This window comes from Actinopolymorpha rutila, assembly GCF_013407855.1.
In the GTDB taxonomy this organism is placed as follows: Bacteria; Actinomycetota; Actinomycetes; order Propionibacteriales; family Actinopolymorphaceae; genus Actinopolymorpha; species Actinopolymorpha rutila.
This window is the reverse complement of record NZ_JACBZH010000001.1, coordinates 6,591,794-6,603,604: the sequence shown is the minus strand read 5'-3', so window position 1 is coordinate 6,603,604 and position 11,811 is coordinate 6,591,794. Positions and strand designations below refer to the sequence as shown.

General features: G+C 65.9%; 10 protein-coding genes and 1 pseudogene. 6 read left to right on the top strand and 5 right to left on the bottom strand.

Features of this window, described 5'->3' with window-relative positions; translation table 11 throughout:
* The first annotated feature begins 67 nt into the window (after positions 1–67).
* A complete protein-coding gene (locus F4554_RS29685; protein ID WP_179790901.1) occupies positions 68–1,330 on the top strand; it encodes a glycerophosphodiester phosphodiesterase family protein in 1,263 nt (420 codons plus the stop codon).
* Positions 1,331–1,404: 74 nt separating this feature from the next.
* On the opposite strand, the pseudogene F4554_RS34210 reads toward F4554_RS29685, so the two are convergent.
* A pseudogene (locus tag F4554_RS34210) lies at positions 1,405–1,764 on the bottom strand (pyridoxamine 5'-phosphate oxidase family protein); the annotation flags it as partial.
* Positions 1,765–2,053: 289 nt separating this feature from the next.
* Between F4554_RS34210 and F4554_RS29675 the strand changes: the two are divergent.
* On the top strand, positions 2,054–2,818 hold the full coding sequence (locus F4554_RS29675; protein ID WP_179790900.1) for a methyltransferase domain-containing protein: 765 nt from the start codon (positions 2,054–2,056) through the stop codon (positions 2,816–2,818).
* Between the two features lie 51 nt (positions 2,819–2,869).
* On the opposite strand, the gene F4554_RS29670 is transcribed toward F4554_RS29675, so the two are convergent.
* Together F4554_RS29670 and F4554_RS29665 are read right to left on the bottom strand one after the other, a co-directional pair.
* On the bottom strand, positions 2,870–3,835 hold the full coding sequence (locus tag F4554_RS29670) for an anti-sigma factor RsbA family regulatory protein (protein ID WP_179790899.1): 966 nt from the start codon (positions 3,833–3,835) through the stop codon (positions 2,870–2,872).
* Positions 3,832–4,677 (bottom strand): MEDS domain-containing protein, encoded by an 846-nt coding sequence (locus tag F4554_RS29665; RefSeq protein WP_238341438.1) that lies wholly within the window; start codon positions 4,675–4,677, stop codon positions 3,832–3,834. Before F4554_RS29665 ends, F4554_RS29670 begins: the two co-directional genes overlap by 4 nt.
* 153 nt (positions 4,678–4,830) lie before the next feature.
* On the opposite strand from F4554_RS29665, the gene F4554_RS29660 reads away from it, so the two are divergent.
* Together F4554_RS29660 and F4554_RS29655 are read left to right on the top strand one after the other, a co-directional pair.
* The gene (locus F4554_RS29660; protein WP_179790897.1) at positions 4,831–5,901 is read left to right on the top strand and encodes a glycerophosphodiester phosphodiesterase family protein; all 1,071 of its coding nucleotides are present in this window, start codon (positions 4,831–4,833) and stop codon (positions 5,899–5,901) included.
* A gap of 25 nt (positions 5,902–5,926) precedes the next feature.
* Complete coding sequence (locus F4554_RS29655; protein WP_179790896.1) at positions 5,927–6,517, top strand: peroxidase-related enzyme; 591 nt, start codon at positions 5,927–5,929, stop codon at positions 6,515–6,517.
* A 131-nt stretch (positions 6,518–6,648) separates the two neighbouring features.
* Here F4554_RS29655 and F4554_RS29650 read toward each other — a convergent pair whose 3' ends face one another.
* Positions 6,649–7,440: a mechanosensitive ion channel family protein gene (locus tag F4554_RS29650; protein ID WP_179790895.1), complete on the bottom strand. Its 792-nt coding sequence runs from the start codon at positions 7,438–7,440 to the stop codon at positions 6,649–6,651.
* 298 nt (positions 7,441–7,738) lie between these two features.
* Between F4554_RS29650 and F4554_RS29645 the strand changes: the two genes are divergently transcribed.
* A complete protein-coding gene (locus F4554_RS29645; RefSeq protein ID WP_179790894.1) occupies positions 7,739–8,230 on the top strand; it encodes a GAF domain-containing protein in 492 nt (163 codons plus the stop codon).
* 48 nt (positions 8,231–8,278) lie between these two features.
* Here the strand turns inward: F4554_RS29645 and F4554_RS29640 are convergent, their stop codons facing one another.
* Entirely contained in the window at positions 8,279–10,153 is a 1,875-nt protein-coding gene (locus F4554_RS29640) for a glycoside hydrolase family 15 protein (RefSeq protein ID WP_179790893.1), read from the bottom strand.
* 208 nt (positions 10,154–10,361) lie between these two features.
* On the opposite strand from F4554_RS29640, the gene F4554_RS29635 reads away from it, so the two are divergent.
* On the top strand, positions 10,362–11,780 hold the full coding sequence (locus tag F4554_RS29635) for an MFS transporter (protein WP_179790892.1): 1,419 nt from the start codon (positions 10,362–10,364) through the stop codon (positions 11,778–11,780).
* Positions 11,781–11,811: the final 31 nt, after the last annotated feature.

The following is an 11,811-nucleotide window of genomic DNA, read 5'->3' as shown; positions in this document are numbered from 1 at the left end:
GGGTCCGGGCTCAAGGAGCAGTTCGCGGACTGAACCCCGTCCGCGGTCGTCAGCCTATGCTGCAGCGATGGACTCACAGGTCGGCCGACGGGAGGTCCGGATGCGCAGGTGGACGGGACGCCTGGACCCCGGCACGTGCCCGGTGGTCATCGCGCACCGCGGCGCGTCGGGTGACGCTCCCGAGAACACCCTGGCGGCGTTCTCGGCCGCCCTGGATCAGGGCGCTGATTTCATCGAGACCGACGTACGACGAACAGCCGACGGCGAACTCGTGCTCTTCCACGACGCCGACCTGCTCCGCACGACCGACGCAGTGCAGGTCTTTCCCGGGCGCTCACCCTGGCGACCTCGCGACTTCACCCTCGACGAGCTCCGCCGGCTCGACGCGGGCTCGTGGAACGACGAACGCTTCGCCGGTCAGCGCATCCCGACGCTGCGGGAGGCGCTCGACCTGGTCCGGGGGAGTCGCACCGGGCTGCTGCTCGAGCTGAAGCGGCCGAGCGAGGAGGACGACCTCGCGGGCGAGGTGGCGGCGGCACTCGACCGGCACCTGGTCGGCTCCGGCGCCTCCGTGCCGCAGGTCGTGATCGGTTCGATCGAACGCGACCACGCGGCTCGCTACCGACACCTTCGCCCGGAGGCGACCGTCGGCGCGCTGGTCGTGCGCGCGCACTCGCCGCTGGCCGAACTCGAGGAGATCGCGGGGTACGCCGACTTCATCGGCACCGGGCAGCCGAGCTTCCCGCAGGACCAGGTGGAACGCCTGCACAAGCTCGGGCTCGGCGTCCTGCTCAACACGAGTACGGCGGCCGATGTCCTCGGGATGGTGCCGTACGGGATCGACGGGGTGGTGACCGACTACCCCGGCCGGATCGTGCGGGCGCTGCGCGACGGCGAGTCGTTCTGTGTCGAGGCGGAGTCCCTGCTGTCCGTCGCCGAGGCGTCCGGTGGGCTCACGACGCAGCCCAACCAGGGAATGAACGGCTGCAAGTGGTCCGGCGACGCTCAGCTCCTGGTTGACTCGTCGGGACCGGGCGACCGGTTCCGCGCCACCTTCGACCTCGACCGCGCCGGTCCGTGGTCCATGGCCTTGACGGTGAGCAAGGACCGCGACGGCGGGCAGTACCTCCTGTCGGTCGACGGGGAGGCAGTCGGCCCGCCCGTGGACACCTACCGCCCGGCCCTCGCCCGGCAGACGCTCACGCTGCCCGACCGCGTTCTCTCCGAGGGCCCGCACGTACTCGAGGCGGTGGTGGTGGGACGTGACCCGCGGTCGGCCGGGTTCGCACTCGGGCTGGACGTCCTGGAGTTCGACCGGCGTACGGCTTGAGTCATGGCCGGGACGACCTGCACCCACCCGGCCCCGGTGGAGTCGAACACCGTGATCGCGACCGCGGCCCGGCTGGCGATGTTGCGGGAGTGTCGGCTGTCCGGGGACGACACCCAGACCACGTGGTCGGAGTCGAGGGACGCGTAGAAGACGGGGGAGACCCACGGGTTCCCGGTCTCGTCGGCCGTGCCGAGAACGAGGTAGCGGTTCGCCGTGAGGACGCGTTCGACGGCGGAACGATCAATCACCTCTCCTGCCCTCACCGGCCGGTCCCGAAGCGGCGCACTGCCCCGTCCGGCCAGAGGTAGCTCGGATGCTTGTGGACCTGGTGGCCCGGCCGGCGCCACAGTGCCTGTAACTGGAAAGGGCTCCGCGTAGCAGGAGTCGTGTCTCCTGTAAGCCGAACAGCCAAAAGGCCAGGACTGGCCATCCATGGGATCCGGCCGCAGTCGCAATCGGGTCGACGTACGATCTGTCCGACGTATTGTTCTGCCTCAGAAGTTGGCGGTCCCAACAGTAGTGCCGTCCTTTGTCACACTTTCGGTTCGGGAGTAGTCGCGACCGTCAACTTGAATTCTGCTTGTACGGAATCAGGCGTGCCCAGCTACGGCTGCACGTCAATTGTGGTGACTGCTTCTACGAGAAGAGGGAATAGGCGTGAAGGACTCTCTCAAGGATCGACTGAGGCTTGTGCGCAACGCGTCGGAGTCAGCCATCAGCCGCGTGTCGCATCTCCCTCCGCGGCGGATCCGTAAAGGAATCTCCCCCCTGTGGTTCGACTTCGCGGACACCGGGGAGGACCAACTGCAGTTCCTTGTCGAGTTGTGCGGACTGCAGCCGTCGCACCGCGTACTCGACATCGGCTGTGGGGTCGGACGCCTGGCGCTCCCTCTCAGCGGATACCTGAACGACAAGGGCGCTTACGAGGGCTTCGACGTACTCGATCACATGGTCGACTGGTGCAAGCAGAACATCGGCAGCAGACATCCGAACTTCCAGTTTCGCACCGCGGCCGTGGCCAGCACCACCGGGAGCACCTTCCCGGAGCAGACGGCTGCGGACTACCGTTTTCCGTACGAGGACAATTCTTTCGACCTCGCCTATGCCGGGTCACTCTTCACCCACCTCACTCCGGCCGGCACGGAAAACTACCTCGCCGAGGTGCTGCGGACGCTCCGCCCCGGCGGCGTCCTCGTGGCTACGTTCAACCTCTACAACGCGGAGTCGCACCAACGGTTCCCGGGTCGACGCCTGGAGGAGATCTGGCCGCACGACCACGGGGCCTATCGGCTCAAGGAGGAGGACAGCCCTGAGTCCAGCGTGGCCTACGACGAGATCTATCTACGGAAGGCGTACGAGAAGGTCGGACTGACGATCCTGGAGCCCTTCCGTCCGGACGCTTCGTACTCGGCCATCCGTGCGCCCAAGCACGGAAACGGCGCGCCCCACCTGTGGTACACGACATGCGTCATCGCCGTGCCGGCCTGATGTCGGCTGAGGCCGTTGCGCTACTGAGTGGCTGAGGCTTCGCCTCGGCCCTCAGTGCGTTTCGGGGGGTGGGATTCGGCCGGCGCGTAGCCGTAACGAGAAGCTGTCTGCCGCGAAGATGAGGGCGGCGTCGATGTCGAGCAGATGAGTGGCCCAGAGGCCGAGGCCGGTGCCGAACACGGTTTTCGACATGGGAACGAGGCCGGCGAGCAGGTCGGTCGGTCCGTGGCCCTGGTCCTGCACCGTGGCCACCAGGCGATCGCGGGTGGCCCAGATGTGGACGAGGATGGGGGGCACGCCGTGCAGGCGCGCGTTGGTGACGCCCTCGGAGATGCCGAGCAGCAGTTCATCGAGTGCACGGTCGTTCACCCGGCCGCGTCCCGTCCGCTCCATGGCGTGCCTGGCTTCGGCCGCGCTGGGGTTGCTGAGTTCGACGGTGGGCGCCGACGCCTCCAGCGGATCGGCGGGTACGGGAAGGTGGGGGTTCGCGGCGTGACCTTCGTAGCGGCTGTTGGTGCGGTGCTCCCCGGCGCCGGTGAGGACGTGGGGATGTGCCCGCTCGACCACATCCCGCACTCGCCCGGGGACGGTGGCGGCGTCGTACATGCACAGGCTGTGCGCAGGCAACCCCGCCCACACGGTGTTGAGGGCGAACTCGTAGCGGTCCCAACCTTCGAAGCGGCCGCCGTTGCCCGGATGCGGGACACTACCAGTGAGCCGGACCTGCGGTGCGCCGGCCGCGAGGTGGCGTTCGATCAGGCCCTGGTAGGCCGCGATCGCCCGCGCGGGTGTGGCGTACAGGCCGTTGCCGGTGACGAAGGTGACCGCCGATGGTTCGCCCAGCCATGACCGCAGCAGGTCGGACCTACGTTCGTCGTAGCAGAGGACGACCGGCTCGCCGGCGATGAGACCCTCCTCCACGAACGGGACGATCATCGCGCGGAACTCCGCGTCGGAAGCGTAGAAACCAGCTTCGTGGAAGTATCCCGCCGAGCCCTTCGCCGCACCGGCCCTCATGCCGGCACCTCCGCCGTCATGACGAGGTTCGGCAGCCGATCCCAGCCCGCCAGGTGAAACACGATGCACTGCGCGGGTTCCAGATCGTGCAGGACCAGTCGTCTGCCACGCAGCGCGAGCTTGTCGGACAGGAGGGCCAGCATGCGTGCGCCCGCGACGTCGATGAAGCGCAGACCGGCCAGGTTCAGATGCAGGTCGTCCTCCTTGCCCAGTGCCGCGCGACTGATCCAGGCGAGCCAGGCGGCTACCTGCGCGATGTCCAGCTCACCGACCATGCGGTAGCCCGGCGGTCGGAACATCCGGGTGATGAACAACCGTGCGTCCTGGTAGACGGGATCGGGGACCACTGATTTGGCGTGCCCGGACTCGGCTGCGGTCATCTCGGCCGGGGAGAAAATGCGACGGTCATACTGGCACAAACCCAGGACAGGTCCTTCGGCGAAGATGTCGACGGTCTTCTGTTCGTACTCCGGCAATCTCTCCGAGCCCGGCCGGCCGCGAAGAGCACTCTCTTCTCCGGTGAGCCGTAAAGCCCGGTAGCCCGCTTCGAATGCTCGTGCGGCTGCCTGCCTCAGTTGCCCGACCATGATGTCGGGATCGAACGGCGTGAAGGCGTGGAATCCCTGTTGTGGTGCTATCACCTGGAACTGACCGCTTGCCAGGAACCTGTCCGGTTCGAGTGACCTGTCGCGGAGGAAGTCCAGCACCGTCGTCGGATCACCGGCAGCGAAGTACATGACCTGTTCGTGCCGCTCCAGCCCGGTCCGGATATAGGAGGTGAGCACCTCACGCTGCTCAGCATCGGTGTCGAAGCTGAGGCAACCATGATCGCCGGCCTGCATCTGACCGACCGGCTGCTGGAGGGTACAAGTCACGGGGGTGTGTCCTCTCACGGCTACATTACGTCGCGCGACAGGCAGGTCAAGCTTCACAGTGAGCCGGTTGACGATCTAGGTTCTGAGCATTCGAGAAGACCGGACATCTGCGAGGTTCCCATGTCTTTACGTCATGTGCTGGCATCGTTGGCCGTGCTGCCGGTTGTCGCCATACCGGTGACCGCGCAGGCGGCCCCCGCGACAGGACCGGGGGTGCTGCCGCAGAAGGCGCACTTCGACCTGCAGGCGCACCGCGGCGGCATCGGAATGACCACCGAGGAGTCGTTGCAGGGTTTCGCCAAGGCCCTGCGCCTGGGTGTGAGTACGTTGGAGCTGGACGCACACGTCACCAAGGACGAGAAGGTCGTCGTCAACCACGACCGGCAGATCAGTTCCCAGAAGTGCCGCGACACCGCGCCTGTCACGCCAGGCGACCCGATGTATCCGTACGTCGGCAAGTACATCAAGGACCTGACGCTCGCTCAGATCAAGACCATGGACTGCGGATACCAGCAGCTGCCCGGGTTCCCCGAGCAGGAAGTGATCCACGGCTTCCGGATGGTCGAGCTCAAGGACGTGCTGAACCTCGTCAGGAGCTACCACGCCAACCAGGTCACGTTGAACATCGAGACCAAGGTCGAGGCGGGCGCGCCGGAGCAGACCGCGCCGCGTGAGCTGTTCGTGCGACGGGTGTACGAGGAGATCCACGCCTCCGGCATCGAGGATCAGGTCACCATCCAGTCGTTCGACTGGGGCGCGCTGAAGGAGATGCACCGGCTCGCGCCGACGTACCCACTGGTGGCGTTGACGAACTACGACTTCCTCCAGGTGGGCCAGCCGGGCGCCTCGCCGTGGCTCGGAGGGATCGACGCCGACGACTACGACGGCGACTTCGTGAAGGCCGCCGTCGCCGCCGTCCCCGGCGTCAAGGCGCTGTCTCCGGTGTACGGCTTCCCCCAGAACGGGACGATCAGCGATCCCGCGTTCCGCTTCTACGTCAGTGACGACATGGTGTCGGAGGCACACGCGCGTGGCCTGAAGGTCATCCCGTGGACCTGCGACGACCCCGCCACCATCGAGGCCCTCATGGACATGGGCATCGACGGCATCATCACCAACTACCCGAACCACGTCCGGCAGATCATGGCCGACCGCGGTATGCGGCTGCCCAAGGCCTACCAGCCTCGCTGAGCCGCGGCAGGTTGAGGAGGATCGCATGTTCGTCGAGTCGGTGCCCGAGGATGCCGCCGAGGGTGAGGTCGCCGCGTACTACGCGCAGCAGCGGGAGGCCTGGGGGTTCCTCCCGAACTACGCCGCGTGCTTCTCGTCGCGCCCGGATGTGGCGGCGGCGTGGAACACGCTGAACAGGACCGTCCGGGACGGGATGGATCGCCGGCGGTTCGAGATCGCCACGATCGCTGCGGCCCGGGTGTCGCGGTCGACGTACTGCACCGTCGCGCACGCGTCGTTCCTGCGGGACGTGTGTGCGGACGAGGTGTCGGTGCGAGCGATCGCCGAACATTCCGACGGGTCCGCGCTGGAACCGCAGGATCGGGCGGTGTACCGGTTCGCGGCCAAGGTCGCCATCGATGCCGCGTCGGTACGGCAGTCCGACGTCGACGAACTGCGCGAGGTGGGGCTGTCCGATGCGGACATCGCCGATGTCGTCTTCGCTGCCGCGGCGCGCGCCTTCTTCACCCGGGTGCTCGACGGCCTGGGCACCCAACTGGACGCGCAGACCGCGGCGACCTTCCCGGCCGACGTGCTCAAGTCGATGGTCGTCGGGCGTCCGGTGGCCGACGGCTGACCGAGTTGCTCCGGAGTGGCACCGGTGCCACTCCGGAGTGGTCGGTCACCCGCGATTTTCGATACACCCGCGACTGCGATCCGCCGATGCAGGCCGTATCCGAATCCACTTCCCGGACTTGCTGGTGCGGATCACAGTCCAGGCGGGGGCTGGTCCTCTCCTGACGGGGGTTTCCTCTCGGTCGCGGGCTCCTCTCCCGTCGTGGTGGGCGTTCTCTCATGGCCCATCTCGTCGGAGCCTCTGGCGTACTCCCGGCGCCTCCTTTCCTCCCGCTGCTCCTGACTCCTGCGGTAGGCGTCTTCCAGCATTCGTTGTGCGATCGGCCGGCCGCCGAGACCGAAGGCCAGCGCGAGGCCGAGTGCGAGTGCCCCCATGGTCGCGGCGAACGCGATCTGCACGATCTGCTCGGCGATTCTCAGTTGTTGCAGGATCATGAAGCCCGCGATGACCATGATCAGGGCGGGAAGAACGGTTCCGGCGATCTTTCCGGTCGGGCTGTCTCCCATCGTCCTGTTGACGGCGGCAGCGACCAGGCCGGCGAGGATCGCCGCGACGACGAAGATGAGGATCGCCGCGACGATGTTCGGCAGGTACGCGATGATCCTGTACATGAACGTCGTGAGCGCTGCGATGTGCAGTACGCCGACCGCGACGAACACGAAGATCAGGAAAATCAGCCAGAAGACCAACCTGGCGACAAGATGCGCCGGACTGTCGCCGGCCACGACCGACAGGTACCTGTGCCCGTGAGACTCCTGCAGGCGTCGATCGATACCTACCTTCTCGAGGATCTTTCGCACGGCGGCTGCAACCAGTTTGGCGACGATGTAGCCGATGACCAGAAGTACCAGGAACCCTACGAGGTTCGGGAGGAACCCGATCACCCGGTCCCAAACTGGCCGGAAATCCTCAGCCATGTTCATGAAAACCCCCTCGGCTGGTGGAAGCCGAGCAGTGCTTCTGCTGAAGCAGGGTCTTTGTCAGGCATCTACCAAAGACACCGGACTGCGGCCCGGAATGACCACTCGACCTGACGTCACGGGTAACATTGCCCGACGAAATTGCACATGCAAGGGACGGGTGTCCCCCAGGAGTCCGGTCCCAGTCACGAGGTAGCGTGAGCAGCAGGCGGAAGGTACGCCCCAGCCCGAATTTGCGAGTCCATTGGCATATCGTGTATCGGCCCGGGAAGCGGTAGATTTCCCTGGAATTGAGACCGTCATGGATCCCCAGAATCCTTTCATACATCTCCAAGGGCGACTTGAGGCTTGCTCGACTCTTGACGAGCTACAGGCGGAGGCGTGCCGGCTGGCACGTGAGTTGCTTGATGCGGCCGGGACAACTCTGGTCCTGGCGGATGGCGACGAATCCCACCACGTGGCAGAAGACTCCCAGTTCCCGCTCTGGCTGGGTTCTCGATTTCCTGTCACCAAGTGCCTCAGCGGATGGGCGATAGTGCACGCGACTACGGCCGTGTCATCTGACGTCCACAAGGATCAGCGCACCTGTCGCGAGGAGGAGCTGCCGGTGCCGGTACACAGCATGATCATGTCTCCCATCGGTGTGGACGCGCCGTTCGGGGCGATCGGTGCCCTTTGGACACGCGCAGGCGTTCCGAATGCACAACTCGTTGCCACGCTGGAGAAGGTGGCGACGTTGATTGCCGTCGCCCTGCGCCGTTTCGGTGTACCGAAGTCCGCAGGGTCGGTATAGGTACCGACCCTGCGGGCAGGCCGCGACCAACGCTCCCGAACGTAGACGTCAGTGGGTGGTCAGGCCGTGTCCGAGGACGGGTTCGACGTAGCCGGGGCCGTGGTCGAGTTGGTAGTTCAGGTTCATCGCTGCGGTGATGAGGGCGAGGTGGCTGAAGGCCTGGGGGAAGTTTCCGATCTGTTCGCCCGTAGGTGCGATCTCCTCGGAGTAGAGGCCCAGGTGGTTGCTGTAGGTCAGCATCTTCTCGAAGGTGAGCCTTGCGTCCTCGAGGCGCCCGGATCGGGCGAGTGCGTCGACGTACCAGAAGGTGCAGATGGTGAAGGTGCCCTCGGAGCCGCGGAGGCCGTCCGGTGAGGCGATGGGGTCGTAGCGGTAGACGAGGCTGTCGGAGACGAGTTCGTGGTCGATGGCGTGCAGGGTGGACTGCCACATCGGGTCAGTGGGGGCGATGAACCCGACGAGAGGCATGGAAAGCAGCGACGCGTCGAGTACGTCCGTCGTGTAGTGCTGGACGAAGGCCTCGCGTTTGCCGTTGAAGCCGTGGTCCATGATCTGGTCGTAGACCCGGTTGCGCATGTCCGTCCAGCGGCTGATGTCGGCGGGAAGGCCACGGCTGTGAGCGAGGCGGATGGCGCGGTCGAAGGCGACCCAGCTCATGAGGCGGCCGTACACGAAGTTCTGCCTGCCGCCGCGGGTCTCCCAGATCCCGTCGTCGGGCCGATCCCAGTGGTCGCACAGCCACTCGATCAGGCCGGTGGTGTGACGCCAGGCGTTGTGGGACATGCGCAGATCGTGGGTGTCGGCGAGATACAGCGAGTCCAGCGCTTCGCCGTAGATGTCGAGCTGAAGTTGGTCGGCGGCGGCGTTGCCGATCCGGACCGGACGGGACCCCTTGTACCCCTCGAAGTGGTCGAGGACCTCTTCTTCCAGGTGCGGGGATCCGTCGATGCGATACATGATCTGCAGGGCGCCCGAGTCCTCCGTGGCGTTGCGAACCCGGTCTCCCAGCCACTTCATGAACGCCTGCGCCTCGGAGGTGAAACCCAGCCCGAGCAGCGCGTACACCGAGAACGAGGCGTCGCGTACCCAGGTGAAGCGGTAGTCCCAGTTGCGTTCGCCGCCGATCTGCTCGGGCAGTCCGGCGGTGGGCGCGGCGACGAGGGCACCGGTCGGCGCGTACGTCATCAGCTTCAGCGTCATCGCGGAGCGTTCGACTATCTCCCGCCAGCGTCCTCGATAGCGGGACTGGCTGATCCAGGACCGCCAGAAGTCGCGTGTCTGCTCGAACAGCGCCCTCAGCTCGTGTGGTTGGACGACGCGTACGGGTTCGGTGGGTGAGGTCTCCAGCACGACGCCGCCGATGTCGCCGGCCGCCAGGTCGGCCACGAGCTGCATACCGTGTTCTGTGCGCCGGACGTCCTCCTCCCGGACCAGGCGGTGATTCGGCTTACGCGAGGCGCAGACGTTCATCGTCATGGTGGGGCTGCGGAAGACGGCACCGTCGGGGGTCACTTCGATCTGCGCCGTGTCACGTCCGTAGTTGAATCTCGGCTCGCAGTCGAGTTGGAAGCGCATCTGGCCGCGAACCACCTGCACCATCCGCACCAGGCGGTGCCGGTCGGTGGCCTTGTCACCGGCAATCGGTGCGAAGTCGATGACTTCGCCCACACCGTCCGCACTGAGGAACCGCGTCACCACGATCGGCGTGCCCGGTAGATACAGCTGTCTGGTCACGTATTCGGTACCGACCGGTGCGATCCGGAAACTGCCTCCGCGACGGCGGTCGAGCAGGGCGGCGAAGATGCTCGGTGAGTCGAACCGCGGTGCGCAGAACCAGTCGATCGTGCCATCGGTTGCGACCAGGGCCGCCGTCTGCAGATCACCGATCAGCGCATGGTCGTCGATCTCCGGATAGGCGTCCATCTGATCCCCCTGGAAATAGCATTTCCATTGTCTCCGGGGCGCGCGGCCCGACCCACGCCCGGTGTCGGGATCGAATTGTGTTGGAAAGTCACAGGTTTCGCCCCGGCAGGAGACTTTCTCTTGAAATCTAGGGAAGCACCTGCGAACGCGCTCCACAAGTGAAGCTACGATATAAGTGCGTGGTTCCATCGGTGCCGGTTCGAGGTTTATGGGAATTCAGGACGAGTCCGTCAGGGGTGGACGTCCGCCAAGAGCGCTTCGTTCGGCCCTGATTCCTCTTGCCCTGGCCCAGTTCATCTGTAGCTTCGCCGGCTCCAACATGAACGTGATGATCAACGACATCAGCCGGGACCTGGACACGACCGTCCGCGGCGTACAGGTGGCGATCACGATTTTCCTGCTCGTCATGGCCGCGTTGATGATCCCCGGCGGAAAGTTGACGGACCGTTATGGGCGAAAACGCTGCTTCACGGTCGGACTCGTCGTCTACGGAGTCGGTGCTGTGCTCAGCGCGGTCTCTCCGGGCCTGGGAATCCTCATTCTCGGAAACTCCATTCTTGAAGGCGTGGGGACTGCACTGTTGATCCCGCCCGTCTACATCCTCGCCACACTGCTGTTCGCCGACATCACCTCGCGGGCACGCGCGTTCGGTGTCATCAGCGCCCTCGGAGGCGTCGGCGCCGCCGCGGGACCGCTGATAGGTGGCGTCATCACCTCGGCGATCAGTTGGCGGGCTGCCTTCGTGTTCCAGGCTCTGGTCATCGTCGTGATCGTCTGGTTGAGCCGTCACCTCGACGACCCGGTTGCGCCGGAGCCCACGCGGCCGTTCGACACTCGAGGCGCGGTTCTCTCCTCCGTCGGGCTCGTCCTTGTCGTCATGGGCATCCTGGCCGCCGACGACAACGGCTGGCTGATGCTCGGCCTCCTCGTCGCCGGCGGCCTCGTCCTCGCGCTGTTCTTCCGCTCCGTACGGGCAAAGGAACACGCCGGAGAGGAACCGCTGCTGTCGACGAGCCTGTTCCGTAGCCGCACTTCCAACCTCGGCCTCATCACGCAGAACACCCAGTGGCTGCTGCTGATGGGGACCTCGTTCGTCGTCGCCGCCTACCTTCAGGTCGTACGCGGCTACGACGCGATCCAGACCGGCGTGATCTTCACCGCCGCGACCGGCGGTCTCCTCCTGTCCTCCCTCGCCGCCGAACGACTGGCCAAGCGGCATTCACAGCGCACGCTGGTCCTCACCGGGTTCGTGGTGTCGATCGCCGGCATCGTCGTCCTGCTCGCAATGGTGATCGGCTCCCCGAGCGCATGGGCATTCGCGCCCGGCCTTCTCCTGATCGGACTCGGACTCGGCGTCATGCTCACTCCCTCGGTGAACGTCGTCCAGTCCAGCTTCGGAGAGGAACGCCAGGGCGAGATCTCCGGCCTGTCCCGCAGCGTGTCCAACCTCGGCTCCTCCCTCGGCACGGCGATCGCCGGAACGATCCTCGTCGCCGGGATCACCGCAACTCCCGCGCGTGCGTACGGGCTCGCCATGATCGTGCTGGCCGTGGTTGCCGTCATCGGCCTCGTCGCGTCGGCCTACCTGCCGCACACGCTGGTACAGCCCGAACGTGATGGCGGGTAGCGATCACATTGGTGGGAGCACCAGTTCGGCC

What these genes read in the sequence shown, in the direction of transcription:
- F4554_RS29660 (WP_179790897.1), top strand. Translation starts at nt 4,831, where the DNA reads ATGTCTTTACGTCATGTGCTGGCATCGTTGGCCGTGCTGCCGGTTGTC.
- F4554_RS29655 (WP_179790896.1), top strand. Translation starts at nt 5,927, where the DNA reads ATGTTCGTCGAGTCGGTGCCCGAGGATGCCGCCGAGGGTGAGGTCGCC.
- F4554_RS29685 (WP_179790901.1), top strand. Translation starts at nt 68, where the DNA reads ATGGACTCACAGGTCGGCCGACGGGAGGTCCGGATGCGCAGGTGGACG.
- F4554_RS29650 (WP_179790895.1), bottom strand. Translation starts at nt 7,440, where the DNA reads ATGAACATGGCTGAGGATTTCCGGCCAGTTTGGGACCGGGTGATCGGG.
- F4554_RS29645 (WP_179790894.1), top strand. Translation starts at nt 7,739, where the DNA reads ATGGATCCCCAGAATCCTTTCATACATCTCCAAGGGCGACTTGAGGCT.
- F4554_RS29635 (WP_179790892.1), top strand. Translation starts at nt 10,362, where the DNA reads ATGGGAATTCAGGACGAGTCCGTCAGGGGTGGACGTCCGCCAAGAGCG.
- F4554_RS29665 (WP_238341438.1), bottom strand. Translation starts at nt 4,677, where the DNA reads ATGCAGGCCGGCGATCATGGTTGCCTCAGCTTCGACACCGATGCTGAG.
- F4554_RS29670 (WP_179790899.1), bottom strand. Translation starts at nt 3,835, where the DNA reads ATGAGGGCCGGTGCGGCGAAGGGCTCGGCGGGATACTTCCACGAAGCT.
- F4554_RS29640 (WP_179790893.1), bottom strand. Translation starts at nt 10,153, where the DNA reads ATGGACGCCTATCCGGAGATCGACGACCATGCGCTGATCGGTGATCTG.